The sequence below is a fragment of the Nocardia thraciensis genome (assembly GCF_054782435.1).
The window spans coordinates 1-26,548 of record NZ_BAAGSM010000021.1 but is presented as its reverse complement, the minus strand read 5'-3'; the positions used below and the strand labels follow the sequence as shown (position 1 = coordinate 26,548).

The 26,548-nt window shown below is 67.5% G+C and carries 31 protein-coding genes and 1 pseudogene; 11 read left to right on the top strand and 21 right to left on the bottom strand.

Going from position 1 to position 26,548, the window contains the following annotated elements; genetic code table 11:
* Nucleotides 1–224 precede the first annotated feature (224 nt).
* Nucleotides 225–386, top strand: coding sequence for a hypothetical protein (locus tag ACYVLQ_RS13050; RefSeq protein WP_157123912.1), 162 nt, complete (start codon nt 225–227; stop codon nt 384–386).
* Nucleotides 387–751: 365 nt separating this feature from the next.
* Here ACYVLQ_RS13050 and ACYVLQ_RS13045 read toward each other — a convergent pair whose 3' ends face one another.
* The 4 genes from ACYVLQ_RS13045 to ACYVLQ_RS13030 all read right to left on the bottom strand — a co-directional run bounded on the left by ACYVLQ_RS13045 (nt 752) and on the right by ACYVLQ_RS13030 (nt 3,339).
* A complete protein-coding gene (locus ACYVLQ_RS13045; protein ID WP_460697702.1) occupies nt 752–1,477 on the bottom strand; it encodes a VIT1/CCC1 transporter family protein in 726 nt (241 codons plus the stop codon).
* A 92-nt stretch (nt 1,478–1,569) separates the two neighbouring features.
* The gene (locus tag ACYVLQ_RS13040) at nt 1,570–1,887 is read right to left on the bottom strand and encodes a hypothetical protein (RefSeq protein ID WP_460697701.1); all 318 of its coding nucleotides are present in this window, start codon (nt 1,885–1,887) and stop codon (nt 1,570–1,572) included.
* On the bottom strand, nt 1,887–2,948 hold the full coding sequence (locus tag ACYVLQ_RS13035) for a protein kinase family protein (protein ID WP_460697700.1): 1,062 nt from the start codon (nt 2,946–2,948) through the stop codon (nt 1,887–1,889). The genes ACYVLQ_RS13040 and ACYVLQ_RS13035 overlap by 1 nt, the downstream gene beginning before the upstream one ends.
* A gap of 205 nt (nt 2,949–3,153) precedes the next feature.
* Nucleotides 3,154–3,339 carry a hypothetical protein gene (locus ACYVLQ_RS13030; RefSeq protein ID WP_460697699.1) on the bottom strand — a complete coding sequence of 62 codons (186 nt, stop codon included), beginning with the start codon at nt 3,337–3,339 and terminating at the stop codon, nt 3,154–3,156.
* A 94-nt stretch (nt 3,340–3,433) separates the two neighbouring features.
* Between ACYVLQ_RS13030 and ACYVLQ_RS13025 the strand changes: the two genes are divergently transcribed.
* The gene (locus ACYVLQ_RS13025) at nt 3,434–4,228 is read left to right on the top strand and encodes an inositol monophosphatase family protein (RefSeq protein WP_460697698.1); all 795 of its coding nucleotides are present in this window, start codon (nt 3,434–3,436) and stop codon (nt 4,226–4,228) included.
* A gap of 73 nt (nt 4,229–4,301) precedes the next feature.
* On the opposite strand, the gene ACYVLQ_RS13020 is transcribed toward ACYVLQ_RS13025, so the two are convergent.
* From ACYVLQ_RS13020 to ACYVLQ_RS13010, 3 genes are read right to left on the bottom strand one after another with little or no spacing between them, the layout of a single operon-like run.
* Entirely contained in the window at nt 4,302–5,006 is a 705-nt protein-coding gene (locus tag ACYVLQ_RS13020; protein ID WP_460697697.1) for an aquaporin, read from the bottom strand.
* A gap of 6 nt (nt 5,007–5,012) precedes the next feature.
* Nucleotides 5,013–5,519 carry a DMT family transporter gene (locus ACYVLQ_RS13015; RefSeq protein WP_460697696.1) on the bottom strand — a complete coding sequence of 169 codons (507 nt, stop codon included), beginning with the start codon at nt 5,517–5,519 and terminating at the stop codon, nt 5,013–5,015.
* The gene (locus ACYVLQ_RS13010) at nt 5,516–5,998 is read right to left on the bottom strand and encodes a DMT family transporter (protein ID WP_460697695.1); all 483 of its coding nucleotides are present in this window, start codon (nt 5,996–5,998) and stop codon (nt 5,516–5,518) included. Before ACYVLQ_RS13010 ends, ACYVLQ_RS13015 begins: the two co-directional genes overlap by 4 nt.
* 208 nt (nt 5,999–6,206) lie before the next feature.
* On the opposite strand from ACYVLQ_RS13010, the gene ACYVLQ_RS13005 reads away from it, so the two are divergent.
* On the top strand, nt 6,207–7,124 hold the full coding sequence (locus ACYVLQ_RS13005) for a helix-turn-helix domain-containing protein (protein ID WP_460697694.1): 918 nt from the start codon (nt 6,207–6,209) through the stop codon (nt 7,122–7,124).
* A 2-nt stretch (nt 7,125–7,126) separates the two neighbouring features.
* On the top strand, nt 7,127–7,312 hold the full coding sequence (locus ACYVLQ_RS13000) for a hypothetical protein (protein ID WP_460697693.1): 186 nt from the start codon (nt 7,127–7,129) through the stop codon (nt 7,310–7,312).
* A 27-nt stretch (nt 7,313–7,339) separates the two neighbouring features.
* Here the strand turns inward: ACYVLQ_RS13000 and ACYVLQ_RS12995 are convergent, their stop codons facing one another.
* From ACYVLQ_RS12995 to ACYVLQ_RS12980, 4 genes are all read right to left on the bottom strand, one after another.
* Entirely contained in the window at nt 7,340–8,161 is an 822-nt protein-coding gene (locus tag ACYVLQ_RS12995; protein WP_460697692.1) for a YceI family protein, read from the bottom strand.
* A gap of 103 nt (nt 8,162–8,264) precedes the next feature.
* Nucleotides 8,265–10,871 (bottom strand): MFS transporter, encoded by a 2,607-nt coding sequence (locus tag ACYVLQ_RS12990; RefSeq protein ID WP_460697691.1) that lies wholly within the window; start codon nt 10,869–10,871, stop codon nt 8,265–8,267.
* Complete coding sequence (locus ACYVLQ_RS12985) at nt 10,868–11,374, bottom strand: MarR family winged helix-turn-helix transcriptional regulator (protein WP_460697690.1); 507 nt, start codon at nt 11,372–11,374, stop codon at nt 10,868–10,870. Before ACYVLQ_RS12985 ends, ACYVLQ_RS12990 begins: the two co-directional genes overlap by 4 nt.
* 343 nt (nt 11,375–11,717) lie before the next feature.
* A complete protein-coding gene (locus ACYVLQ_RS12980; protein WP_460697689.1) occupies nt 11,718–12,215 on the bottom strand; it encodes a CGNR zinc finger domain-containing protein in 498 nt (165 codons plus the stop codon).
* 25 nt (nt 12,216–12,240) lie between these two features.
* On the opposite strand from ACYVLQ_RS12980, the gene ACYVLQ_RS12975 reads away from it, so the two are divergent.
* From ACYVLQ_RS12975 to ACYVLQ_RS12955, 5 genes are all read left to right on the top strand, one after another.
* Nucleotides 12,241–12,525 carry a hypothetical protein gene (locus tag ACYVLQ_RS12975; protein ID WP_460697688.1) on the top strand — a complete coding sequence of 95 codons (285 nt, stop codon included), beginning with the start codon at nt 12,241–12,243 and terminating at the stop codon, nt 12,523–12,525.
* A gap of 248 nt (nt 12,526–12,773) precedes the next feature.
* A complete protein-coding gene (locus ACYVLQ_RS12970; RefSeq protein ID WP_460697687.1) occupies nt 12,774–12,977 on the top strand; it encodes a hypothetical protein in 204 nt (67 codons plus the stop codon).
* 61 nt (nt 12,978–13,038) lie between these two features.
* Nucleotides 13,039–13,419 carry an F-box protein gene (locus ACYVLQ_RS12965; protein ID WP_460697686.1) on the top strand — a complete coding sequence of 127 codons (381 nt, stop codon included), beginning with the start codon at nt 13,039–13,041 and terminating at the stop codon, nt 13,417–13,419.
* Between the two features lie 105 nt (nt 13,420–13,524).
* Entirely contained in the window at nt 13,525–14,133 is a 609-nt protein-coding gene (locus tag ACYVLQ_RS12960) for a TetR/AcrR family transcriptional regulator (RefSeq protein WP_460697685.1), read from the top strand.
* The gene (locus ACYVLQ_RS12955) at nt 14,130–14,495 is read left to right on the top strand and encodes an ACT domain-containing protein (RefSeq protein WP_460697684.1); all 366 of its coding nucleotides are present in this window, start codon (nt 14,130–14,132) and stop codon (nt 14,493–14,495) included. Before ACYVLQ_RS12960 ends, ACYVLQ_RS12955 begins: the two co-directional genes overlap by 4 nt.
* Nucleotides 14,496–14,590: 95 nt before the next feature.
* On the opposite strand, the gene ACYVLQ_RS12950 is transcribed toward ACYVLQ_RS12955, so the two are convergent.
* The 3 genes from ACYVLQ_RS12950 to ACYVLQ_RS12940 all read right to left on the bottom strand — a co-directional run bounded on the left by ACYVLQ_RS12950 (nt 14,591) and on the right by ACYVLQ_RS12940 (nt 17,091).
* On the bottom strand, nt 14,591–15,085 hold the full coding sequence (locus ACYVLQ_RS12950) for a methylated-DNA--[protein]-cysteine S-methyltransferase (protein ID WP_460697683.1): 495 nt from the start codon (nt 15,083–15,085) through the stop codon (nt 14,591–14,593).
* Between the two features lie 98 nt (nt 15,086–15,183).
* A complete protein-coding gene (locus ACYVLQ_RS12945; protein ID WP_460697682.1) occupies nt 15,184–15,570 on the bottom strand; it encodes a YybH family protein in 387 nt (128 codons plus the stop codon).
* 60 nt (nt 15,571–15,630) lie between these two features.
* On the bottom strand, nt 15,631–17,091 hold the full coding sequence (locus ACYVLQ_RS12940; protein ID WP_460697681.1) for a flavin-containing monooxygenase: 1,461 nt from the start codon (nt 17,089–17,091) through the stop codon (nt 15,631–15,633).
* A 70-nt stretch (nt 17,092–17,161) separates the two neighbouring features.
* On the opposite strand from ACYVLQ_RS12940, the gene ACYVLQ_RS12935 reads away from it, so the two are divergent.
* On the top strand, nt 17,162–18,181 hold the full coding sequence (locus ACYVLQ_RS12935) for an AraC family transcriptional regulator (protein ID WP_460697680.1): 1,020 nt from the start codon (nt 17,162–17,164) through the stop codon (nt 18,179–18,181).
* Between the two features lie 37 nt (nt 18,182–18,218).
* On the opposite strand, the gene ACYVLQ_RS12930 is transcribed toward ACYVLQ_RS12935, so the two are convergent.
* From ACYVLQ_RS12930 to ACYVLQ_RS12915, 4 genes and pseudogenes are all read right to left on the bottom strand, one after another.
* On the bottom strand, nt 18,219–18,593 hold the full coding sequence (locus tag ACYVLQ_RS12930; RefSeq protein WP_460697679.1) for a hypothetical protein: 375 nt from the start codon (nt 18,591–18,593) through the stop codon (nt 18,219–18,221).
* Between the two features lie 14 nt (nt 18,594–18,607).
* Nucleotides 18,608–19,078 (bottom strand): nuclear transport factor 2 family protein, encoded by a 471-nt coding sequence (locus tag ACYVLQ_RS12925; RefSeq protein ID WP_460697678.1) that lies wholly within the window; start codon nt 19,076–19,078, stop codon nt 18,608–18,610.
* 81 nt (nt 19,079–19,159) lie between these two features.
* A pseudogene (locus tag ACYVLQ_RS12920) lies at nt 19,160–19,881 on the bottom strand (SDR family NAD(P)-dependent oxidoreductase).
* 260 nt (nt 19,882–20,141) lie between these two features.
* Nucleotides 20,142–22,712, bottom strand: coding sequence for an ATP-dependent Clp protease ATP-binding subunit (locus ACYVLQ_RS12915; protein ID WP_460697677.1), 2,571 nt, complete (start codon nt 22,710–22,712; stop codon nt 20,142–20,144).
* Between the two features lie 622 nt (nt 22,713–23,334).
* On the opposite strand from ACYVLQ_RS12915, the gene ACYVLQ_RS12910 reads away from it, so the two are divergent.
* Complete coding sequence (locus ACYVLQ_RS12910) at nt 23,335–23,856, top strand: hypothetical protein (RefSeq protein ID WP_460697676.1); 522 nt, start codon at nt 23,335–23,337, stop codon at nt 23,854–23,856.
* Between the two features lie 109 nt (nt 23,857–23,965).
* On the opposite strand, the gene yidC is transcribed toward ACYVLQ_RS12910, so the two are convergent.
* From yidC to ACYVLQ_RS12895, 3 genes are all read right to left on the bottom strand, one after another.
* Entirely contained in the window at nt 23,966–24,817 is an 852-nt protein-coding gene (yidC, locus tag ACYVLQ_RS12905) for a membrane protein insertase YidC (protein ID WP_460697675.1), read from the bottom strand.
* A gap of 86 nt (nt 24,818–24,903) precedes the next feature.
* A complete protein-coding gene (locus tag ACYVLQ_RS12900) occupies nt 24,904–25,200 on the bottom strand; it encodes a DUF6412 domain-containing protein (RefSeq protein ID WP_460697674.1) in 297 nt (98 codons plus the stop codon).
* Nucleotides 25,201–25,541: 341 nt separating this feature from the next.
* Nucleotides 25,542–26,447: an IS5 family transposase gene (locus ACYVLQ_RS12895; RefSeq protein ID WP_460697673.1), complete on the bottom strand. Its 906-nt coding sequence runs from the start codon at nt 26,445–26,447 to the stop codon at nt 25,542–25,544.
* Between the last annotated feature and the right edge of the window lie 101 nt (nt 26,448–26,548).

Genomic DNA, 26,548 nt, shown 5'->3' with positions numbered 1-26,548 from the left:
GCCGCTCGAGGCCCGTTTTTCCTGCTCCCGGACGCACTTCCGGAGCGGTAGCGCGAGGGTGAATTACACGCTCGAGTTAGCTGGCCGGCGCGGCTTTCCGGGCCAGTCGAACCGTCGTACCGGCGTAAGCCACTGCCCCTCCGAGCATTTCGAAACGGTCTCAGCCGCAAATAGCGCCGCAGAACACATTGCCAGAAAATAGCCGTTCGGTGCACACTTGACGTATGACTGCTTTACCCCGCGCTACCCATCCCACGGCCGGTGATTCCGTGGCTCTGATCGGCGCACCCAAGGACACCGTGCACTTCGAGTTCCGCGTCGCCGACCCCCAGCGCCAGCTGAAGGTTCGAGAGGCCCTCGAGCGCATCCAGCTCGAAAGCCACTGAACCCCCGGTCGGCACCCGCATCTCGTCGCTGAGCGGCCCGGCCCGGGACAACCATCCCGGGCCACGGGCGCCCGCCCTCTAAACCCTGGGCACGGGTCGGTCAGCCCCCTCATTCCCGGACACCGGACGACTATCCCCATCCAAGACCCCCTGCTCAGGGTTCCCGTCGTCCTGCGCAACCCAGCTCCCGTCAACCCGGCGCACGCCAAGCATTCCCGTCATTCCGGCGCGGCCCCAGCTCTGATCATCCGGCGAGCCCATCCTCGTCATCCCAGCGAAACCCTCCTCGTCACCCCGGCGGGCCCCTCCTCGTCATCCCGGCATGCTCTCCGCCGGGATCCATTCCCCCGCAACGCCCCGCCTGCCTACACGGCGATCCCCACCAAATGCCCGATCGCGTAAGTGGTAGCCATAGCAAGCGCCCCGCCCAGCAGCACCCGCAATGTCGCCCGCACGACGGGGGCATCTCCGAGCTTCGCGCCCACCGCGCCCGTAATCGCCAGTGCCACCAGCACAGCGGCAACGGTCACCGGCACGCGCACACTCGGCGGCGTCAGGATCGCCAACAGCGGCAGCAACGCCCCCAGCGTGAACGACAGCGCCGACGAGAACGCCGCGTGCCACGGATTGGTCAGCTCCGCCGGGTCGATCCCCAATTCGGCCTCCGCATGCGCGGTGAACGCATCCTTCTCGGTCAGCTCCACCGCCACCTTCCACGCCGTCTCCTCCGACAACCCCTTCGCCTCATAGATCGCCGCCAACTCGGCCAACTCCTCCTCCGGCATCTCGGCCAACTCCCGCCGCTCCACAGCCAACACCGCCCGCTCACTGTCCCGCTGCGTACTCACCGACACGTACTCCCCCAAGGCCATCGACACCGCCCCCGCCACCAGCCCCGCCACACCCGCCGTCAGAATCGCCGAGGAACTCGTCGTCGCCGCAGCCACCCCCACCACAATCCCCGCCACCGACACAATCCCGTCATTGGCCCCCAACACGCCCGCCCGCAACCAATTCAACCGCGAGGCCAGCCCGGCCCCGTGCGGCTCGGGGTGTTCCTGCACCGCCACGCCGCCCACATCACTCTGCACACCGCCACGCTAGCGATTTCCCAGACGCTCTACCAGCAATGCCAGGCTTACCGAGGTGAGGTAAGGCGTTGCACAGCAAGGGTTTCCATACCTTATCCGGGTGAACTGTGATGTCGGTCGTATTCGCCTGCGACGCGGTCGCTCTCGTCGACAAGCTCGTAATAGCTCAGCCGAAACGGTTGCAGGAGAGCGCGCATGAACTCCGCGGCATCGTTCACGGTGACGAAGCGCGCCTCCCCGAGAACCTCGACGCCCCGGCGATACCACTGTTCGGCGATCGGGCAGCCCGCGGAGCCGAGGACGGTGAGTTCGATACTGCCCTGCGCCGTCAATCGGAATTCGGCCACCCGGCGCGGCTCCCAGGAACCCAGGTCGTAGACCGTCACGAGATTCGGTGCCGTACGGCTCATCATGCCTCCTGACCGCCCGGGGAGCGATCGGTCTGGTAAGGCTTGTACCGAGAGTCTCCGAACCCGCCCGCCACCTCTTCACTCCAGTTGATGTTGCCGGGCCACTTGTCCCCGGTGATCATCTTCTTCGCCTGTATCTCCTGGAGGCGATCGACCGCGCCCTTGATCGCAAGGTCGCTCATTCCCAGATCTTCCAGTGCGCCACGTAGCCGATCGGGATGCAGCTTCTCGACCGCCCGCAGCACGTCGGGATCCAGCCGTGTATTCATGTGCGCTTTGACGAAATCGGACCGGATCCCCCAGGGGTCGGGTCGCTCCGGGAAGGTCGTGCCGTGGTCGATCGCGACGATCTTGTTCTTGCCGTCCTCCACGACTGTCCGATAGTTTCCTGCGTGCCGGTCGCTGTTGCCGGTGATGTAATCGAGCACGGCCATCTGCTGCTGCTGCGTTCTGTCGTAGTTCATTTTTCCGTCGGCGCCCACCAGCGAACGCCCCGGACCGGATTCGATGAACTGCTGGATCGAACCGCGCGTGTACCCCTTCGGCCCGTCGACGATCGCGGTCGCTGGGACCCGTCCGAATCCGAGCATCCGATCCACTCGAAAGGCCGCCACCTCGCGGATGGCTTGCGCACCCGGGGTTTCGGGAATACCGATCCGAACCGGGAACTCGCCGGAAAACGGCTTGAAGACGTTTCGCATACCGTCGGTGGACCGCATCAGCCACACCTGCTTCTTCTTTTTGCGCCCGTCAACCAACGCAGCGTACGTCTTCATGTGTGGATCCGGCAGGTCGGGGCGTCTCCCGGGCGGCGGAGCTACCAACTGGCGACGGCGCATCATCAGTTCCTCGTCGCTCGGCGTGAAGACCCGCGTCCGGCGGCTCATCGGATGCGGCACGGAGGTCCGTCGCGGCGCCTCGTCCAATGCTGATCGCTCGATGTCTCGCCCGGCTGTTTCATCGGTTCGTTGCAGTCGCCGGGTGGTCAAGTTCAAGGTCGCAGCGGTTTCCCGTTGCTCGCGTGACGCGGCCGTACCGGCTCGTTCCAGGGCCGCCGCCACCCGCCGAGCCACCAGGTCGAGAGTGCGACCGACTCCACCGGTCAATGCCACCACCCTCCCAGCACGCGCTCCAAACACCTCGAAGCATATGCGAGAACTTTGCAAGAACGCGTCCCGCTACCGCCCCCGAGAACCCTCCCGCAACCGCGAAGCCAACCCTGCCCATGTGACTCCCGGACAGTTGTTCGTCGCGGTCCGGCGACCGTCAGCCGCGCGTACGGACTGCTGCCACGAAGTCCGGATGCGCGTTCGCGACCACTTCCGTCGGCTCGCCGATCGGGTCGAAGTAGATCACCGTCTTCGCCCAGATGTACGCCGGTATCGCCCCCACCGACGCCGGGTCGGCGAAACCGGATATCGCGACTGCGCTCCCGTGGTGGATCGTGCACACGGATACCCCCGCACCGCGGCGACCTTGTATCTCCGATACGTTTGCCGAGGTCAGTCGGAATCTAGCGGTCGAGCGGAAGGGAGGCGCGTACCGGATGGCGGACACTCTCACCGAACTGCTTGCTATTGCGCGGGCTGCGGTGGCTGAGGGGAGCGGGTTGCTTGGCACGGCTGAGCGTGGGGTCGTGCATGCGAAGTCGGATCGCGACTTTGTTACCGATCTCGATCGGCGGATCGAAGAGCACATCCGGGGGTTTCTGGAGCGGGAGACGCCTGATTGCGATTTCCTTGGTGAGGAGTCGGAGGATCAGCCCGACGATCCTGCGGCCGGTCTGGTGTGGACGTTGGACCCCATCGACGGGACCTCGAATTTCATTCACGGACTTCCGCTTTGCGCCGTATCACTCGCGTTGCTGCGTGACAGTGTTCCGGTCATCGGGGTCATCGCAGCGCCGTTCCTCGACCTCGAGTACTTCGCCGCCGCCGGCAGTGACGCCTTCTGTAACGATCGACCTATCCATGCCAGCAGAAACGAAAAGCTGAGCACCGCAATAGTTTCAATCGGCGATTACGCGACCGGTACCTGTGCCGAATCGAACAACAAACGCCGCCTTGCCATTACGGCCGCGCTGGCGGCCAATGTGGAGCGAGTACGCATGTTCGGCTCGGCCGCACTGGACCTGGTCTGGGTAGCCGACGGCCGCACCGACGCATGCATCAGCCTGTCCAACAAACCGTGGGACACCGCGGCCGGAGTAGCCATCGCACGCGAAAGCGGTGCAGTGGTGGTCGACCTGGCCCGCAACCCCCACCACCTGAACTCCACGAGCACGATAGCCATCGGTTCAGCCCTGTCGACCCAGTTGTTGAACCTGATTACCCCTCGCTGATCTCGCCTTCGACGTACCCAAGCGAACAGTTCCGGTCGCTGTCGATTTCCATGGCTCCATGTCTCGGGGTCGGTTACCTACACCGGTCGAAAACCATGGACAGTACGAGGCCGATTGCCGCGCCGAGGAATTGCGCCAGGATGAAACCTGGCACCGATCCTGCGGCTATGCCGGTGTAGGTGTCGGAGAGGGAGCGGGCGATGGTGACGGCGGGGTTGGCGAAGGAGGTTGAGCTGGTGAACCATTGGGCCGCAGCGATGTAGGCGCCGGTGGCCATGGCGGCGGTTCCGATGTGACGGGTGCAGGGCGGTGCGGATACCACCAGTATCAACCCTGCCGTCGCTACCATCTCACCGATGAAGAACCCTGCGGCCGAGCGGGCCTCGGATGCCTGTTGGACCGGTGGCATACCGAACATCACGTTGGCCAGCACGACGCCCGCGACTCCTCCGACGATCTGCGCGTTCAGATAGCCCGCCAGTTCGGTGGCCGAGAGACCGGTGCCCGCCCACCGGCCCCGGAGCCAATCGACCACCGACACAACCGGGTTGAGGTGCGCACCCGAGTGCGGGCCGAACACGATGATCAGCACGGACAACCCGAGTGCCGTCGCCGCCGAGTTCACGAACAACCGCGCGCCCGGCTCCTGGAACAGTCGCTGCGCCGCGATTCCGGAACCGACGATGGCGGTCACCAGCATCGCGGTGCCGACGAACTCCGCCAGCATCCGCTGGGCGACAACGGTTTTCGTGGCGACGGGCGTGACAGCGGGGGACACCACGGCTCAGTACTTCGCCATCAGGTAGATACCGACGATGATCATGGCGCATGCGGCCAACCGCCGTCCGGTCACCCGATGGCGCGGGAAACCCATCACGCCGAAGTGGTCGATCAAGAGAGCCGCGAACATCTGCCCGGCGATGATCAGCGCGTTGAACGTGCTCACGCCGACGTCGGAGGCCACGGCGATCATCGCGAGAATCGCTGCGCCGCCGAGCAATCCGCCGAACGGCGCCCACCACGGCAAGGCCCGGACATCGGCCCGCGTCGGCCACGGCCACTGCTTGGTGACCATGCGCGCCACCAGTATGAAGACCAGGAACCCGGTGAAGGCCACCGCGTAGGAGATCACACCGCACAGCCACACGTTCTTCAGGGAGAGCTTCAACGAGTTCTGGCAACCGGCCTCCACCGACCGCAGTGCGCCGCCGACCAGAATGAAGACGACCACGAGGGTCAAGGCGTTGCGCGACAGCGGCTTTCGCGGAGGCTCGAGGGTCGTCGTGGTCATGACCGTGCCTCCTGGGTATCGGACATCAGGTAGATCGCCGCGGTGATGAGACCGCACGCTATGAAGCGCGGAACGGTGGCACTGTGCTGCTCGAACCCCATGAGCCCGAAGTGGTCCATGATCAGCGCGACCACCATCTCGCCGACGATCACGAGCGCGCTGAACGTCGCCACACCCACGTAGCGGGCGACCGCGATCATGCCGAGTACGGCCGCGCCGCCGATCAATCCACCGAAGGGCGCCCACCACGGCATGGCGCGGAGGTCGTCGAGCGTCGGCCACGGCGATTTGGTCGATACCGCCAGGAAAATCGAAAAGCCGGTCAGCGCAACGGCATACGAGATCACCGCGCACAGCCACATATTCTTCATGTGGTTCATCAGAGTGTTCTGACAACCGGCCTCCACCGACCGCAGGCCTCCCCCGACAAGGATGAACAGGTAGACCAACCCGATCGCGATCGGAATCGTACTCACCATGGGACCGCCCTTGTCGCAGCTGCGAAATAACCGCGGCCGCAGCCCGATTCGACCGGAACGGACGTTCAACGCGACCATACGGTAAGTGACCTAAGTAATGTACCGTTACTTAGCGGCATGATCAACCCGGCTCGGCATGCGCAGACACGCCGTCGACTGCGCAAGAACGGTCAAGCGGCACCCGCCCCGCACGGGCCACACTGAATCCGTGACCACCGGACGTGACCGCCTCCGCGAACTCCTCGACGTCGTGCTCGACGACGACAACGCCACGCTGGGCGCGATGGCCGAGGATGCCTACGCCTCGCCCTACCACTTCTCGCGCCAGTTCTCCCGGGGCACCGGCGAGTCACCGGTCGCCCTCAAGCGCCGCGTGCTCCTGGAGCGGGCGGCGTGGCAACTGGGCACCGGCGTCTCCGTCACCGATGTGGCGTTCGCGGCCGGATACGACTCGGTGGAGGGGTTCAGCCGGGCATTCAGCCGCGCGTTCGGCCATCCGCCCAGCGCGACCCGCACCGAAGAGAAGCAGCGCTGGCTGCCCGCGGTGAACGGCATCCATTTCCATCCGCCGATGTCGTTGTGGGTGGCCAGCGAACCGAAAGGCCGACACGATATGGACCCGACATCCCTACTGCTGCACCACGACCTGGACGACACCCGCGAATTGCTGAAGCTGGCAACGAGTCTCAGCGACGGACAGTACCGCCGCAGGCGCAGCGACTACGCGACCCTCGACTGGGACGGCCCGGACGATTCCATCGCGACGGTGCTGGACCTGCTCATCTGGAGCAAGGAGGTATGGCTGGCCGCGATCGACGGAGACGATGAGCCGCAACGCCATCCGAACGATCTTCCGACCCTGATGCATCGCCTGGAGGAAGTCGGCCCGCACTGGCTGGACACCGTCCGGGAGATCGACCGCCGCGGCGGCTGGGGCGACACCCTGATCGACGCGCTGTGCGACCCGCCGGAGAGCTTCGTTATCGGCAGCGTCATCGCGCACGTCCTCACATTCTCCGCACATCGGCGGCTGCTCGCCCGCCAGTGGCTGCGGTCCGAAATCCCCGACGACACCACGGAAATCGACCAGGGCGACCCGATCATCTGGCTGCAGAAACGAGGCTGACCATGGCCCGGACCATCTACTACACCGCCACCAGCCTCGACGGCTTCATCGCGACCTCGGACCATTCCCTGGACTGGCTGCTGTCGCGCACGGCGGACGAGGACGGCCCGATGGGCTACAACCCCTTCATCGCCGATATCGGCGCAATCTGCATGGGCGCCAGCACTTATCGGTCGGTCGGCGGCTGACTCCCGGGAGAAACAGCCGCCGCTCGGCTACATCTGCGGCAGCCGATCCCCCTGCACCAGTTCCATGTCGAGATCGATCTTCACGGTGGTGCCGACTGCGGCGACTCCCGCCCGGACCACGGCGTTGTAGTCGATGGCGAAATCATCGCGGCGAAGCAGGGTTTCGGCGTGGAAGGCCGCCCGCACGCCGCCCCACGGATCCGGCCCGTAGCCGCCGTAGGTGAGCGTGAGGTCTACCGGGCGGCGCTGCCCGTGCAGCTCCAATTCCCCGGCCATCACCCAGGTCTCGACGCCGGTGCGGCGCAGGTCCGTGCTGGTGAATCCGATGATCGGGTACCGCTCGACGTCCAGGAACTCCGCCGAACGCAGATGCTCGTCGCGCATCCCGACGCCGGTGTCGATGCTGGCGGCCTTGATCTCGGCGTAACCCGTTGTCAGTTCGAAGTTCTCGGCCACATCCAGCCGCCCGCCGACATCGGCGAACCGGGACTTGATGCTCGCGATGCCGAGATGCCGCGCGGTGGCGACGACCGTGGAATGCACCGGATCGATGGTCCACGGCCCCGCCGGGGGCAGCTCGACCGCGGCCGACTCCGGTTCCAGCCGAACCTCCCCGAGCGCGCCGGTCCCGGTCGACGAGACCCGGGCGACCTGTGCGACCGGCTTGTGCCCGGGCGCGGTGACGACCGCGGTGTGCATCCCCGGCGGCAACGCCTCCGTCGCCGCCGCCCCGGACTCGTCGGCCACGGCGCGCGCGAGCTGGCGGCCCTCGAGGCTTGTCACCGTGAGCACCGCCGCGGGCACGGGCCAGCCGTCCGCGTTGCGAATCTGCGCCGTCAGCCCACTCATGCCGTCACCTCTCCGCTCGCGACCCGATGCTCCGGGATGCCACTCGTTCGCTTGTCCACGGCCGCCACGCTCGTCCGCCGGGCCAGTACGACCGCCTGCCCACTCATGACCGGTCCACCTGTTCGTCGACGTCGTAGCCAAGCCGCATGTCGTGGTCGGTCTCGCCGCCCGCGACGCTGACCCGGCCGGTCACCGGCGGATAGCCGCGGGCGACGATCGTGTAGTCGCCCTCGGACAGATCCTGGACCACGTAGCGGCCGTCCTCGTCGGTGCGGACGGTCTCGACGGTGGAGCCGGCCTGGTCGAGCACCGTGACCTGGGCGTCGGGCACCGGTCGGCCGTCGGCCCGGACCGACCCGCTCAGCACCGCCATCGAGGCGAGTTCGACATCGAAACGCAGTCGCCCGCTGTCGGGCACGGTCAGCGTGGTCGCCGTGGGACGCATATGCGCGGCCACCGCCACGAGCGTGTAGGTCCCCGCCACCACGCCGTGGCAGACGTAGGCCCCGTCACCCGCGGTGACGGCCGAGCCCACCACCTCACCGCGCGGATCGGTCACGGTGACCGTGGCCCCGGCCACCGGCTCCCCGCGCCCGGCCGAGCGCACCAGGCCGGACAGTTCGCCGGAACCCCGCAGGGTCAGGTCGACCTGTTGCGTACCGCTGCCGACGGTGACGTTCACCGCCGTCGGCTGATGCCCGCTCGCGGACACGATCAGCACGTAGCTGCCGGGCGTGGGCGGCTCGAGGGCGAAGACGCCGCCGCCGTCCCCGGTAGCCCGCGAAACCTGGTGTCCGCGTTGATCGATCAAAGTCAACGCCGCACCGGGCACCGGGCTGCCGTCCTCGCGTCGGATGCGCCCGCCGATCGCGCGGCCGCCCGTCGAGGCGACCACCGGACTCGCCGTCATCGCCGACACCCGCTGTGCCGCATGGCCGTTGACCGCCGCATGTCTGCCTCCTGTCGTTGCGAGGACCGGTTCGGGCTCGGAGATCACCTGTGCGGCGCCCTCCCAGACCTGGTCCTCGGCCCACTCTGCCTCCGCCCGCGCCGACACCGCCCGGTGCGACACGATCCGAGGCGACTCGGTCGCATCCGCCACCGCGGCGTCCGGCTCCGGCTGTGCCTGGGGCGCCGGGCCTTCTTGCAGCGGAATCTCTTTCATGAACATCAGCACGATGCAGGCCAGCAGCGCCACGCCCGCGGCGGCGAAGAACACGCCGTGCATCGAGTTCGTGAAGCCGATCAGGATCGGCTCCCGCACCTGATCCGGCAGCGCCGCGATACCCGCGGTGTCGGACTGCAGCTGGCTCAGTTTGTCGGTGTCGAACCCCGCGGGCAGGCGTCCGCCGAACGCGTCGACGATCTTGTTCGGCAGCAGGTTGAACAGGATCGTCAGAAACACCGCAACCCCCAGCGTGCCGCCCACCTGCCGGAAGAACGTCGCCGACGCCGTCGACACGCCCATATCCGTACGGGGACCGGCATTCTGGGCCGCGATGATCAGCGTCTGCATGCAGCAGCCCAGGCCGAGACCGATGATGCCGCCGAAGGCCAGCGGCTGCCACAGCACGCTGTCGAAATGCACCTGCGCATACAGCAGCGCGCCGACGGTGATGACGAACGTGCCGATGACGGGCAGGATCTTGTAGTGCCCGGTGCGCTTGGTGACCTGACCGGCGATCAGCGATCCGATCATGATGCCCGCCACCAGGGGCAGCATCAGTAGACCGGCCTCGGTCGGCGAATATCCGCGCACCACTTGGAAGTACAGCGGCACCATGGAGATCGCGCCGAACATCGCGATGCCGACGATGAATCCGCCGATGATGGTCACGGTGAAGGTGGAATTCTTGAACAGCCGCAGCGGAATCAGCGCCGAGTCCTTCATCAGGTACTCGATGACGAGGAACAGCGCCAGGCCGACCGCGCCGATGCCGTAGCAGACCAGCGCCTTGGTCGAGTCCCAGCCCCAGCTGCGGCCCTGTTCGGCCACGATCAGCAGGGGCACCACGCAGATCGCGAGCGCCACCGCCCCGAACCAGTCGACGCGGAGCCGCTGCCGCTGGTGCGGAACATTGAGCACCTTGGCGACCACCGCGAGCGCGATGACGCCGACCGGCACGTTCACCAGGAACACCCAGCGCCAGCCCTCCAGGCCCCACAGGTGTTCGTAGTCGGAGAACAGGCCGCCCAGCACCGGCCCCAGCACGGTAGACGTGCCGAACACCATCATGAAGTAGCCCTGGTACTTCACCCGTTCACGCGGCGGCACGATGTCACCGATAATGGTGAACGCCAACGACATCAGGCCACCGGCGCCCAGACCCTGGAACGCGCGGAAGCCCGCCAGCATGTACATCGAGGTCGCGAACGTGCACGCCGCCGACCCGATGACGAACAGCGCGATCGCGAGGAGATAGAACGGCTTGCGGCCGTAGATGTCGGCCAGCTTGCCGTACAGCGGGGTGCTGATCGTGGCCGTGATGAGGTATGCCGTCGTGGCCCAGGCCTGCTGATCGAATCCGTTCAGGCTGTTGGCGATCCGCACGATCGCCACGCTCACGATGTTCTGGTCGAGCGCGGCCAGGAACATGCCGAGCAGCAGGCCGGACAGAATGGTCATGATCTGCCGGTGCGACAGTCTCTGACCGGCACCCGCAGCCAGGTCCGGCTGCGCCGCCGGGGCCTGGGTGGTCGTAGTCGTCATTTATCCGCTCTATTCGAATCGGCTGGGACAGTGGTCTTTTCGATACCCGCGACGAGGCGCTCCACGAGATCGGTCAGCGTTGCCCGGTCCTGCTCGGGCCAGTCGGTGATCAGCTCGGCGATCCAGCGGTTGCGGATCCGGCGGTTCTCCTCGAACACCCGCACCCCCTCCGCGGTGGGCACCAGGACGCAGGCGCGGCCGTCGACCGGATCGGCCCGCCGCTCCACCAGACCGTGCGAGACCAGGCTGCGCGTCTGCCGGCTGATGGTGGAGGTCTCGGCGTGCAGCAACTCGGCGAGCTTCCCGGTCCGCTGCGGACCGTCGTGGACCAGGCAGAACAGCACGGCGTAGGCCAGCCGCTCCAGCCCGTCCGGACCGTGCTTGGCCAGCTGTGATCTAGTTCTGCCGATCGCCCGCATGAGCCGGACCAGCTGGGCGCCGAGTTGGTCGGCGACGTCGAGTTCGGCTGTCGTGGCACCGCGATCACGGGCGGCAACGACCATGATCAGATTCCTTCTCCCCGCAGCGCATTTGTTTAGCGCTTACAACTAGTTGCTGAGGCCAACTATACAGACCGGAGGCGGTTCCTCCGCAATCAAATTTCGTTCGTCCGCTTTGTCCGAAATCGCCCCCGACCAGTGCGAATCCGCCCAGGTCGGACAGCCCCTTCCGTGCCCGCACGACCCCGACCAGCACCCAGCTGTGGGCAGGAACACATCCGCCGGTCGCACAACCCCGGGCCTGCGAGACCTTCGCGCACCTCCCCCATGTTCACGCACGCCTTCCAGCAACTGTAGGCGGTGCGGGAACGTCCACGGGGTGCGAGAACGAGCGCAGTGCATCCCCTCAGGCGGTGCGTCGGCGATGCTCCGCCACATGGACTCGCGTCGAGCACTTCGTCGAGCAGAAGCGCCGACGCCCGTTGCGGGAGGTGTCGATGAAGACGACGCGGCACCCCTCCCGGGCGCACCGGCCGATACGACCGGCATCCTCACAGAACAGCGTGGCGAGCCCGGCGGCGGTGTAGGCCTTGACGCGCTCATCCATCGGGTCGTGCTCCCCGGCGTAATGCAGATGGGGCGGGCGGCCGTCGTGAGTGGAAATGTATGGGCGGCTGGTGGTTTCGGCCAGCAGGCCATTGAGACGGTCGACGGTCGGATCCGTGAACACCTCGTCGAGGCGGGCGATCCAGCGCCGCAGACCGGCGGCCTGGCGCGCGTTCAGCGTGGTGACGGGGCGGTAGCCGAACTCGTCGAGCAGGCGGACGAGATCCGCGCCCGCGTCCGCGTTGACGAGCAGGGCGCCGAGTTCCGCCGCCGCCCCTCCGTAAGGGTTGAACTGCACTAGATTATTACACCACGCTGAGAGCATGAGTGAGTGCAGCAGGCGGAATAACAGGCACCGCGTCATCGATGGGCGGGGCGGCGCCGAGCGGCGACGGGGCCCGGCCCGCAACACCACCTGCCCGTCCTGCGCCTGGCCGTCACCTGCCCTGATCTCGTCGCACGGGTCGGTGCGCTATCTGCGCTGCGTGTGCGGGCGCTGGCTGGTCGTCGAGGGAGGCGCCGTGGTGGCGGCGGCGGGGTCCAGTCAGTTCACGGAACCGACGACCGGACCGGCCGATGCGGCGACACTGCGGGCCAGTGGAAGCTGAGTGGATCTTGTCCACCGGTCCGGACGCTCCGCATGATGAGGCGATGACCGCTCACCTCTCGGCAGCCGAAGGGCACCGCGTTCCTCGCCGGTACCGACGAGGCGCTGGAGCGGCTGTGTCCGCCCGCCGCGGGGTGGTACGCCGGATTCGATCCGTGGCAGACCTGCTACGACACGTCCCTGCGATTGGCAAGCGACGCCAGGCGGTCGTCCACAGGGATTGACGCCATCCACCGGCACGACCTGGCGTTGGCGGACAGGTTGCGCACCGGACTGGGCTTGCCGCAGGGCAACTCGGCGATCGTCTCGATCGAGGTCACGTCGGAGAAATTGCAACAGCTCGAAGCGGCGCGCGTCGTCGGGTCCGTGCGCGCCGGTCGCCTGCGGCTGAGTTGCCACCTCTACAACGCCGCGGCCGATATCGACCGAGCCCTCACGGTGCTGGGAAGTTAGCGGCACGGTTGCTCGCCGATCCGCCTACAATCTCCGGGACCGACTCGAAAGGGATCCGCAGATGCAAGCGGTCATCACGGAAGTCGCCGTAGAAGGCAAGCGACTCATCGACGAGGCGTGGCTGGGCAGGATCACCCGCGATCAGGCAGTGCACCGGTTCGTGCAGGTCGGCGACGGCATGGTGGAATTCGATACCGCCGCCGACATCGTCGACGACGGCTTGGCCTGGCTCGACGCCCACTCCACCCGGCTCCGGCTGGTGCGCTGGTGCTCGGTGCTGGAACTGCCGGTCTTCGGCGGCCTCGCGCTGATCGGCGTCATCACGGGCGACTACCTGGCCGCCGGAATCGCCGTCACCCTGCTGGTCGCCCTGCAATACCTACACCGCCGCTTCGCACCGCATCCGCCCCCCGTTCCGCGCCGCCCCCGCGCCCGCCGCTGAAGCTCGCAGCAGCGGCCGAGACGTCGGTCAGTGCTTTTCGCGCGATACCACATAGATGGTATGCGCGTACCATGAAAATCCTGGGCTACGGGACAGGAGGATGCGGTGCCGCGGTTGGTCGATCACGAGCAGCGACGCCAGGAGATCACCGGTGCGATGCGGCGCGTCATCGCGCGGGGCGGGTTGGAGGCGGCCACTTTTCAGTCGGTCGCCGCCGAGGCCGGCGTCTCGGTGCGGCTGGTGCAGTACTACTTCGGTAACAAGGAGGAGCTGATCCGGGCGACGTTCCGGGCGGTGATCGACGATGCCGCAACGCAATTCATGCGGCGGGTCGAGGAACTGGGTGCTAACGCGGGACCACGCGACACGCTCCGCACGATCCTGCTGGGGCTGCTACCGCTGGACGAGGTGCGGCGGGAGAACACGATCGTGCTCGCGGCATTCCATGCCGCCGCACTGACGGGGTCCGAGGTATCCAACGACCAAATACTCGGCCCGCCAAATCTTTTGGTCACCGTGATCGCCGATCAGGTCCGGAAGGCGGGAGCGCCCGCAGGCACGATCGAACGCGATGCCGAACTCATCGCCGTCAGTATCTCCGGGCTCACGCAGGGGCTGGTATCGGACATGCCGGTCGATCCGGAAACCTTCGTCGATCACCTGCTCGACCGGACCCTGGGTCCGTCGCACCCGCTGAATACCATGGCGCCATGACCACTGCCCAGCGTCTGCATATCGTCCCGTCCCGGTTCGCGGTGGAGCACCTGCCCAACGCCACCTTTCCCGAGGACGACGAGTGGATCGCGCTCGTGCGGGCGCCCGAGGGGCTGACCATGGTCCGGGAGGCGCCGCCGTGGGAACAGGGCGAGGTGTGGATCGGCTTCTACGCCGGAGCCACCGCGCACGGACTCGATACTCCGGGCATGCTGGCCGCCCTGGTGAGCCCGCTGGCCGAGGCGGGAGTGCCGGTCTTCGTGGCCTCTACCTACCACGCCGACCTGGTCCTCGTTCCGGAGCAACGACGCGAAGACGCTGCGACGGCGTTGCAGGAGTCCGGTCACAGCATCACCGAGTAGGCGATACAGCACAATGGGTCCGTCCAGGCGTCCATGGGTCCGCAGATGACGCGGCCTATCCCGAAGCCACGGAAACCGCGGTGCAACTCGGCCCGTCATGCGGCCACCCGCGCCTGCTCCAGCTCGAGCAGCCGCTGCTTACGGTCCACTCCCCCGGCATATCCGGTGAGCGACCCGTCGGCGCCGATCACGCGATGGCACGGCCGCACGATCAGCAGCGGATTCGCCCCGATCGCCGTGCCGACCGCGCGCACTGCCGCCCGCGACGCCCCGATCCGGGCGGCGATCTCGCCGTAGGTCACGGTGCTGCCGTACGGGATCTGCTCCAGCTCCTTCCACACCCGATGCTGGAATTCGCTTCCCGCACCGCCGAATTCGAGGTCGAACCCGGTCCGCTTGCCGTCGAAGTAGTCCCGCAGCTGTGCCGCCACCGCTGCGAACGCGGCCGGAGCGGCGATCCAATCACTCTGCACCGCAAAGTTTTTACCGCCCTCGATGGACAGTGCGGTGATCACCACGCCGTCGCCCGACGGTTCCCCGGCCAGCAGCAGCTCGCCGAGCGGGCTGTCGATCGTCGTGTACACGGTCATCGAAGTTCCTTTCGCCTGTCTCGTTCTGTTGCACTACCCAATCTGCCGCAGCGACACAGGCGATACCAGCGGAAATCAGACACGTCGTTCCGGGGGCGCTACAGGGCGTTCTGCCCATCCTCCTGACCGGGCGCGAAGGGCCATTCCTCGAACCACACACAGCGCCCCGCCGCATCGAACCGCAGCACCCACAGGTCACGCCAGCGAGACGGATCGCCGCGGGCGTATTCGACCTCCACCCGCACGACCGCGGTGTCCCCGTCCACCGCCACGATCCAATACGCCATGGTGAACGGTTCATCCGGCCCGTCGCGGCCCTGCTCCCAGAACTCCGCCAGCGCCGCCGCATCCGTGATCGGCCGCGCCCACGGCGACACCAGGTACCCGGCGTCGGGCGCGAACAGCTCGCCGAGCCGCTCGGTCCCCCGCGTCCTCCAGGCCCGCTCGTACCCCTCCACCCACGTCTCGACAGCCGTACGGTCCATGCCCCGAACCTACAGCGGACGCCGCGCGATATCGCTCGAGCGGCGAGCCGGTCGCCCGAATCAGGCGCGCTGCAGCTCCGGCGCCCGGCGCACCGGCTTCAGCGTCTTGTCCAGGCTGGTTCGCAGGGTCGTGGCCGAGTCGAGCAGATAGTTCTGGCGAACCTTCCACGGGTGCCGGTGGCCCTGCCGGGGGAAGTCGCCGATCGACCGCTGGATATAACCCGAGGCGAGGTCCAGCAGCGGCGTCTCGTCCAGCTGCCCCTGGGGCTCCGGCACCACGGCCCGATAGCCGCGCCGGTCCATGTGCGCCAGCACTTTACAGACCAGCCGCGAGGTGAGGTCGGCGCGCAGCGTCCAGGACGCGTTGGTGTAGCCGATGCACACGGCGAAGTTGGGCACGCCGGTGAGCATGGCCCCCTGCCAGACGAACTGGTCGGCGAGATTCACCGGCGCACTGTCGACGGTCAGCGAAAGCCCGCCGAAGGCAAGCAGTTTCAGGCCAGTCGCCGAGATCACGACATCCGCCTCGAGCACGCGGCCCGACTGCAGCCGGATCCCCTCGGGCGCAAAGGTTTCGATGTGATCGGTGACCACCTCGGCCTTGCCCTTCTTCATCGCCTTGAAGAAGTCGGCATCCGGCACGGCGCACAACCGCTGGTCCCACGGGTCGTAACTGGGCGTGAAATGCTCGGCGACCAGCTCCCTGTCCTTCAGGATGCGGGTGGACAGATCGGTGAGCAGCTTGCGCGCCGCCTCCGGCCGCCGTCGGCAGTACTGGTAGAAGCCCACATTGAACAGGATGTTCTTGGTCCGGATCACCCGGTGCGCCAGCTTCGGCGGCAGCACCTCGCGGATGCGGTCGGCGTATTTGTCCCGGCCGGGCACCGCGGAGATCCAGGTCGGCGAGCGCTGCAGCATGGTGACCAGCTCGGCCTGGTCGGCCATGGCGGGCACCAGCGTGACGGCCGTCGCCCCGCTGCCGATCACGACCACCCGCTTTCCGGCGTAGTCCAGATCCTCGGGCCAGAACTGCGGGTGCACCAGCTGTCCCGAGAACGATTCGACGCCCGGGAACTGCGGTGCGTGGCCCTGCTCGTAGTTGTAATAGCCCGCGCAGCAGTACAGGAACCCGCAGGTCAGACTGTGCCGCTCGCCGCCCTGCTCGACGGTGAGTGTCCACCGGGAGTCGTCGCTGGACCAGGCCGCCGCAATCACCTTGGCGCCGTAGCGGATTCGCTGCTCGATCCCGTTCTCAGCCGCGGTCTCCCGGATGTAGCGCAGGATCGACGGACCGTCGGCGATCGACTTGGCATCACGCCACGGCTTGAACGGATAGCCGAGGGTGAACATGTCCGAGTCGGAGCGCACGCCGGGGTACCGGAACAGGTCCCAGGTGCCGCCCATAGACTCGCGCGCCTCGAGGATCGCGTAGCCGCGGCCGGGATGTTCGGTCTGCAGCCGGTAGGCGGCGCCGATTCCGGACAGGCCCGCACCCACGATCACGACATCGAGATGTTCCATGCCTCCAGTCTGCGGGGCGAGGGCCCCGGCTCCTTAGACTTCGCGCGACAACTATTTGATTCTGAACGACATGTCGGTGATACGGTCCGCGGGCCTGCGCGGCTTCCGCGCCACGGTGGCCGAGCTGGGCGGCGACGCCGAGGAGTTTGCCGCCGCGGCCGGGCTGCCGATCGCCGCACTCGACGCCGACGATCTGCTGGTGCCCGACCAGGCGATGGCGATGGTGCTGGAACTCGCGGCCGACCGGCTGCACTGCCCCGATCTCGGGCTGCGCATCGCCACCCGGCAGGATCTGGGCATGCTCGGCCCGCTCGCGCTGGCCATCCGCAGTTCCCCCACCCTGGCCGACGCGCTGGAGTGCACCTCCCGCTACCTGTTCGTGCACGCCCGGTCCCTGCGACTCACGCTGGAACCCGACCCCTACGGCGACCGCGGGGTGACGGCGCTGCACTACGGCGTGCGACCCGGGCTGCCGATCACGATCCAGGGCACCGATCTCGGGCTGGGATTCCTGCACCAGGCGCTGCGGCGGTTGGTGGACGGGCCGTACGGACTGCGCAGCATCGAACTGCCGTATCGGCCTCCGGCCGCGCGGGCGGTGTACGAAGAATTCTTCGGCGCCCCGGTGCGATTCGACCGACCCGCCGCGATGCTGCGGGTGCCCGGCAGCCTGACCGCGCGGACGGTGGCGGGCAGCGACGAGACCTTGCGCAGGTTGGCGCTGGCCTTCCTCGCCGAACAGTCCGCCGACTCCGGCGCCCGTTACGAGCCGAAGGTACGGGCCGCGGTACGACAGCTGCTCGGCACGACAGCACCCGAAATAACCTCTGTGGCAAGGCTTCTCACCGTTCATCCGCGCACGCTGCAGCGTCGCCTGGCGGCCGAGAACACCTCCTTCGCGGCCATCCTCGACGATGTGCGCCGCACCGAGGCCCGCCGCTATCTCACCACCACCGACCTCCCCATGAGCCAAATCGCCTCTCTCCTGGGCCTTTCCGAACAAGCCACCTTCACCCGAACCTGCCACCGGTGGTTCCGCACCACGCCCACCGCGCTGCGCCGCAAACATGAAGCAGAGCACAGGGATTGACGCAATGCCGTTGCCGTGCGCACGGCGAAGGATTCCTTCATACGTTCCCGGCACCATCGGCCCGCACTCTGACCAATCCGGCGCCGGCAAGGTCGAGGTCGGCGCGCCGGGCCATTACGCGGCCTGCCACACCCGTCGCCCGGCCTCCGGAAGCAGTTCGGCCACGGCGGCCGGAGCGGTCAGCGGGGACAGGTGGGTGGTCCAGCAGCTCGAGCACGGGTTCGCGCACCGCGGCGACGATGCGCGGCAGGTACGGACCGCTCCGGACGGTACCGGTGAGATCCGGCACCTCCGCGCGGAAGCCCTTGCCGTCCAATGCTTGCGCGACGCCGCGCCAGATCATCGGCCCGACCATCGGACTGTGCACGAGCACGAACACATCGGAGGCCTGCACCGCGCCCGCATCGATCATGTGGGCACGATAGTTCAGGTCGGGGCCCAGCGGTTGGCTGTCAGCCGAAATCCCGGTAGCTCGGACAGCGCGAGCGTGGATTCGTAGATGCGCTCGTAGCCGGTGTGCGTGATCCGCCACTGCCCGTTGTCTTTTCGGTACAGATCTCGGTAGTAGGCGGCGCCGCGGATCTGGACGCCGTGCTCCGGCACGATCACCGTATCCTCCAGACACCAACTGCCGGTGGCGGTTTCGCCGACGACCTCGACGACCGGATGAGTGCACACGTGCACCGTGATGATATTGCCGCTCAGCGCCGTCCGCATGAACTCCACGATCGCGGCGCCGCTGGCGAACCGCAGCGGCTGGCCGCCCGACGGGGAGCCGTAGTCGCCGGTGGCGTCCTCGGCCAGCGTCGCGGCGAACTCGTCCCACTGTTTGAGGTCCAGCGACCGCAGATAGCGATACTTCAGCGCACGAATCTCCTCCAGCGCAACCAGATCCATTCGCGGCCACCTTCTTCCTTCACCCGCGACCAACAATAGAACAGGTTCTCATTTTGCGGTGCGGATTTCGGCGACGACCGGTCACATGTGCGTGCCGCCGTCGATGCGGACCTCGGTACCGGTGATGAACGCGCCGTCGTCCGAGGCCAGCATGGCCACCACGCCCGCGACCGTATCGGGCGACGCGAAGCCCTGGCCGATGGCGGGCATCAGCTTCATGAACAGGCTCATATCGGCGTCGTCGGGGATGCTGGGGCCACGGCCGTCTGTCATTCGCTGGATATCGAGCCGGGCGCCACCGCGACCGCGCGCAGGCCCTGCTTGGCGTACTCCGCCGCCAGCGCGTGGGTCATGGACATGATGCCGCCCTTGGAGGCGGCGTAGGCCGACATGTACGGGTGGGCGAAGAACGTCGACGTCGATGCGAAATTCACGATCACCCCGCGGCCCGACTCGAGCAGTGCGGGCAACGATTGGCAAATCATGAGGAAGATGCCTGTGAGGTTCGTGGTGATGATCCGGTTCCAGTCGGCGAGCGGCATCTCGTGGGTGTGGGCTGACCGCAGGATCCCGGCGGCGTTCACCAGCGCGTCCAGACCGCCCAGGGTTTCGACGGCCTTGGTAACCCCCGCCTGGACGGACGTCTCGTCGGAAATGTCGATGCGGAGCGTGGTGAGCCGGTCGGCGGTGCCGTGCTCGGCAGCCCGCTTCGCGGTCTCGGCCAGTCCGGCGTTGTTGACATCGGCGCCGACGACGGTGCCGCCCTCGGACAGGATGCGATGCGCGCTCCTTACTCCCGGCATGCGGCGAGTCTCCTTACTCCCGGCATGCGGCGACCCCCTGTTCCCGATGTGCGGCGACAGCCTCATCCCCGGCGCGCGACGACTCCCTCATCCCGGCGCGCGACGACTCCCTCATCCCGGCGCGCGACGACTCCCTCATCCCGGCGCGTGGCGACTCCCTCATCCCGGCGCGCGCGACGACTCCCTCATCCCGGAGCGTGGCGACTCCCTCATCCCGGCGCGTGGTGACGGCCTTATTCCCGGCGTGCTTTTGGCCGGGATCAGCTGACTGTGGTGGACTTCTTGCCGCCCTTCTTGGTGTTCGATTTGCCTGTGGGCGTTTTCTTTTCGGACTTTGTGGGGAGCTTGCCGTTGGGGGAGACCGCGGCGATGGATTGTTCCCTGCCGTTCTTGGGGGCGACGGCGCTGACCAGTAGGCCCGTGTCGTCGGCGTCTACGCGGACGGTGTCGCCGGGGGTCAGGCCGCCGCCAAGGACCAGCTTGGAGACGCGGTTCTCCAGTTCCTTCTGGACCGTGCGCTTGAGTGGGCGGGCGCCGAACTCGGGCTGATAGCCGTTGTCCGCCAGCCAGTCTCGGGCCGCGTCGGAGACGTCCAGCTCCATGTCCTGGGCGCGCAGCCGGCGCCGCGGGCCGTCGAGGACCAGATCGACGATGTGCCGCAACTGGTCCCGGTCCAAACGGTGGAAGACGATGGTCTCGTCGATGCGGTTGAGGAACTCCGGCCGGAAGTGCTGCCGCAGCCGCTCCACCAGCTTGGGCTCGATCGAATCCACGTCGCCCGCAGGCGCTTTCAGGATCAGGTCGGAGCCGATATTGCTGGTCATGATCACGATGGTGTTCTTGAAATCGACGGTGCGGCCCTTGGAGTCGGTGACCCGGCCGTCGTCCAGCAGCTGCAGCAGCACGTTGAACACATCGGGATGCGCCTTCTCCACCTCGTCGAACAGGATCACCGAATACGGCTGGCGCCGCACCTTGTCGGTGAGCTGGGCGGCGTCGTCGTAGCCGATGTATCCGGGCGGGGCGCCGACCAGCCGAGACACCGTGTGCTTCTCCTGGAACTCGCTCATATCGAACCGGATCATCCGGTCGTCGTCACCGAATACCGCCTCCGCCAACGCCTTTGCCAGCTCGGTCTTGCCGACACCGGTAGGCCCGAGGAACAGGAACGAGCCGATCGGCCGGTTCGGATCCTTCATCCCGGCGCGGGCGCGGCGCACCGCCTCGGCGACGGCGACGATCGCCTCCTCCTGCCCGACCACCCGCTTGTGCAGCACGTCCTCCAGTTTCAGCAGCCGCTCGCGCTCCTCGACGGTGAGTTCGGAGACCGGGATGCCGGTCTGCTTGGACACCACCTCGGCGACATCATCCAGGGTGACGTGCGGGAGCGCGTCCTCGTCGTTCTCGATGTGGTCGACGCGTTCCTCGGCCGCGGTGATCTGTTCCTTCAGCGAGTCGGCGCGGGCATAGTCCTCGGCGGCGACGGCGGCGTCCTTCTCCCGCTTCAGTCGCGCCAGCTCCTCCTCGGCGTCGCGCAGGTCCGGTCCGGGCATACGGGTGCGCAACCGGACCCGCGCCCCGGCTTGGTCGACCAGATCGATGGCCTTATCGGGCATGAACCGGTCGGTGATGTAGCGGTCGGACAGCTCGGCCGCGGCCACCAGCGCCTCGTCGTCGTAGCGGACCTGGTGGTGCTCCTCGTAGACGTCGGCGAGCCCGCGCAGGATCTCGATGGTGTCGGCGACGGACGGCTCCGGCACCATGACCGGCTGGAACCGGCGCTCCAGCGCGGCGTCCTTCTCGATGTGCTTGCGATACTCATCGATGGTGGTGGCGCCGATGGCATGCAGCTCGCCGCGGGCCAGCGCGGGCTTGAGCAGGTTGCCCGCGTCCATCGAGCCCTCGCCGCCGGACCCCGCGCCGACGATGGTGTGCAGCTCATCGATGAACAGGACCAGCTCGTCGGAGTGCTCGCGCACCTCGTCGAGGATCTTGGTCAGCCGCTCCTCGAACTCTCCGCGGTACTTGCTGCCCGCCACCAGCGAGCCCACGTCCAGCGCGATGACGCGGCGATCGGCGAGGGTGGTGGGCACGTCGCCGTTCACAATGCGCTGCGCCAGGCCCTCCACGATGGCGGTCTTGCCCACGCCGGGATCGCCGATGAGCACCGGATTGTTCTTGCGCCGCCGCGACAGGATCTCCACGGTCTGCTCGATCTCCTCGGCGCGGCCCACCACCGGGTCGACCTTGCCCGCGCGGGCCTCCGCGGTGAGGTCGCGGCCGTATTCGTCCAGCGTAGGGGTGTCGCTGGGCTGCTTCTGCCCCTCGACCTGCGGCAGCTTCGCGCCCGACAGCGCCTGCGCAGCCGGGCTGTCGCTGTTGGAGGCGATGCCGAGCAGGATGTGTTCCGGGCCGATATAGCTGGACCCGGCCTCGGCGGCGCTGCGCTGGGCATTGCGCAGGGCCAGCTTGGCCGCGGGGCTCAGCACCACACCGCCGCCCGTCGTGGTCGCCGTCGCCTGCCCGCTCCCGGCCGCACCGCGCATTTGCGCGCCGACCTGGTCGGGGTCGAGATCCAGCTGAGATATGACGCTACGGGACGGCTCCACCTGGGTCGCCGCGTACAGCAGGTGCTCGGCGGTGATCTCGGCGTTCCCCCAGTCCTGCGCGGCGTCGCGAGCCTTGGCGACCAGGGATTTGGCGTTGTCGCTCAGCAGACGCCCCAGATCGATTCGCTGCACCGGCGGTTGTGAGGTCAAACCCGACGAACCGAAGAAGCGGTTGTAAATGTCGTCGATGGAGCCGAACGAACCGGGCCAAGCTGCGGTCATGTCCACACCTCGTCGTCTGTCTGCGCCGCGCCCGCGGCGCGCTGCCAGGGCATGGACGGCGCTGCGCCGAGCGTCAACACCGTCGCGGGTAGTGCTCAGCCAGATGACCGGCGAATCTTCGGCTACGTCGCGTCATCGGCGACTCGACGGCCGCTCGACACGCCGCCGAGGTGGTACCGACCGTTCCGAAACGGTCGGATTCCACGGTACTCCACCCCGCAAGCCGCCCGCGGCCGTCGCAACCGGCCACCGTCACGATTCGGGCAAATTGTCGGCGACCATCCGCGACGCATACCGGCCGATCGGCCTGCCCGGTGCGACAACGAGAACGCATACCCACCAACCAGCTCACCCCGGCACCAGCCACCACACCTCACCCCGGCACAGCCACCACACCTCATCCCGGCGCAGCCACCACACCTCATCCCGGCACGCTCTTGGCCGGGATCCACACTCGCCGATGGATTCCGGCACAAGCACGCCGGAACGACAGCGAGGCCGTCCGCGCGCTCGAGCGGCTGCCGGGCGAACTTGTCGTACCCCTTTGGCATACTGTTCTCGTCGGACGCCGATCCGGTTGCAACACAAGGTAATCCGCAACCAAAAGGGAAGGCGTGTAATCATGTCCGAGTCATACTCGTCGACGTCCGGCGGCGGTGCTGGCGATCAGCTGGAAACAGAGATCGCCCGGCATCGGGAGTTGCTGCGAAGCGCCGTCGCGGAGCACTGGCGGCGGGTGGACGTGCGGTTGCGGTTCGCCGACCCGGCGGTGCAACGCCTGCTGGTGAAGCAGACCGAGCGGCTCGTCGACGGTCTGATGATCGACGCCGAGCAGCACCGTGACCTCGACGTGGACGCCTACCGGGCGGTGCGCGACGGGGCACCGCTGCGCTACGACGCGCGGCGCAGGCGGTTCGTCGCACAGCGTGGTCGCCGGGTGATCCTGATCCGCCCCGACGGCCAGGAGCGGCGGCTGGGCATCATCGCCCGGCTGGCGGCCGACGGCGTGGACGTGGAGCAGATCCTCACCGTAGCTACGGTGGTGATCTCCCACCCCGTGTTCCCGGGCGCGGCGCCCGCCCGGGGCCCGCGTCGTGACGACCCGTTCCGGCAGGCGCACAGCCGGGCCACCATGGAACGGTGAGCCACTGCCGGTCCGGGCGCGCACCGTCCATTCGGTGCGGCACATGCTGCCGCACCGAATGGGCGAATGCCGACGGCTGGCGGCCACGCGGTCTACGAAACCGGCCCGCCTACTTCTGTTTTCGCTGCGCGGCCGCCGATTCCGTAGGCACGACCGGCGCCGCGTCCAGCCGCCGGTGCACCACGTGCTGCTGCACGTAGGTCCAGGTATTGCTGGTGGCGAAGTACACCAGGATGCCCAGCGGCATCACCAGGCCCGCGACCACGGTGCCGAGCGGGAACACCCACAGCATCATCCAGTTGATCACCCGCGTCTGCTGGGTGGTCTCCGTTTGCCGGGCGATCGATGCGCGAGCGGTGCAGTGCGTGGCGACGGCGGCGACCAGTACCAGCGGAATCGCCACCAGCGCAACGGCAGTCAGCGATTCGCCCGCCGTGGCCAGCGTGCTCGACAGGGGCGCCGCGAACAGCTTCGCCTGCAGGAACGACTGCACCTGGTCCGGCGAAAACACATAGTTTCCGGTGGCGGCGTTCTCGGTGGCGGTCATCGGCGTCGAATCGCCGAAGAACGGCAAGTTCGAGCCCGCGCCCGTGCGGTCGAACGACCGCAGCACATGGAACAAGCCCAGAAACAGCAGCAACTGCGCGACCACCGGCAGGCATCCGCGCGCCAGGCTGAAATTGTGCTCCTGCTGAAGTTTTCGCGTCTCGGCCAGCAGTTTCTCGCGGTCGTCGGCATGCTTGGCCTGTAGCTCCCGCAGCTGCGGCTGCAGCACGGCCATGGTCCGGGAGAAACGCACCTGCGCCAGGAACGGCCGATACAGCGCCGCCCGCAGCGTCACGACGAGGAAGACGATGGCCAGTACCCAGGCTAGGCCGCTGGCGGCGCCGAGGGCGCTGGCGAATCCAGTGTGCCACAACCACAGCACGGCGGATACGGGGTAATACACGAAATCGAGCATGGGAAAGCACCTCACTGTGAGGCACCCGCGAACGGGCGAAAAGGGAAGGGGTTCAGCGAAATCGCCGACCACGCACTACCGCGCGGTCAGACCCCGTACCCCGGTGCCCTGGGCCGTGCCCGGCCCGCCGCATCCGGATTGCTCTGACGCAGAAAAGATCCCCGCCGTCTGCGCTGCGCGGAAGCCGGCGGCCCCGCGTGCACCGCCACCGGCACCAGCGCGACCCGCGCCGTATGCGCCGCCACCACGGCCAACGCCACAACAGCGGCCGCACCCACCGCCACCAGCGAATTCGGCTCGCCGACCGGCATGGCAACCGCCGCCACCGCGGACACGACCAGCGCGCACACCAACAGCGCGGCCGTTCGAATCCGGGTCACCATGCCGACCAGCGTACCGGCCGCGCACCCCGGCATGCGGTAACGGCTCACTTTCGTATTCCCGGCATGCGGTCACGGTTCCCTGCCGTGCTCCCGGCGTGCGGTAACAGCTCACCGCCGTGCTCCCGGCGTGCGGTCACGGCTCTCTGCTGTGCTGCCGGCGTGCGGTAATAGCTCAGTGCGTATTCCCGCCATGCGGTAATGGCTCAGTGCGTATTCCCCGCGTGCTCTTGGCCGGGATCCATTTCCTGCCGCGGAGGGTTCCGGCCAAAAGCGTGCCGGAATGACGATAGGGCCGACTAGGTTCTGTCTCGAAGTGGTGAGGGCGGGCCTGTGGCCCGCCCTCACGTGTGCCGGAGCCATTGGTTGATGACAGCGATGTGGACGGTGGCCTGGTAACGGACGCAGAGTTTGTCGAATCTGGTGGCGACGGCCCGATGCTGTTTGAGCTGATTGATACCTCGCTCGACCGCGTTGCGGTCGCGGTAGATCACCGGATCGAACGCTGGCGGGCGGCCACCGGCACTGCCACGGCGCCGCCGGTGCGCGGCTTGGTCCGCCGGGACCGGGATGGTCGCGGCAATCCTATGGCGGCGCAACCATTCCCGGTTGCCGCGACTGGAATACGCCTTGTCGGCCAGCACCCGCGCTGGCCGCACCCGCGCCCGCCCACCACCATGTTTGCCCACCGCGATCGCGTCCAGCACTGCCGTCATCTGCGGGTTGTCTCCTGTTTGGCCGGGTGTGATCAGTACCGACAACACCCGGCAGCCCTGCTCACACGCCAGATGCAGCTTGCTGGTCCAGCCACCCCGTGAACGCCCCAGTCCGTGATCGACCGGCTCGCTCTCGCCGGGGCCGGCGGGTGGTTCGGCCTGGCGGTCGCCCTCGCGACGGGCACCGGCAGCATGCGGGTGCGCCCGGGTGATCGTGGAATCAACACTGACCTGCCAGTCGATCACCCCAGCGGCATCGGCCAGCATCTGCAACGAGGTCACGATCGCCGTCCACGCCCCGGCCCGCTGCCAGCGCCGGAACAGCCCATAGACCGCTTGCCAGGACCCGTACTCGGCCGGCACGTCCCGCCACGGTGAACCGACCCGAGTCCGCCACCGAATCCCGTCGATGAGTTGCCGCTTGGTCCACTTCGGCGGGCGTCCCGCCTTCTTGCCGCAGGGCAGCAACGGCTCCAACCGTGCCCACTGGGCATCGGTCAGATCCGCTCGCCCCGCCACCGCTACGCTGGTCAACGAGGTCTCCGGTAGTACTCCGGTTTTTCTTGGTCGCTAAGACCGTGTCTCATGTCGCTGATTTCGCCTTCGTGAGTTTCTTGTAGCAGGTGAGTGCGGCG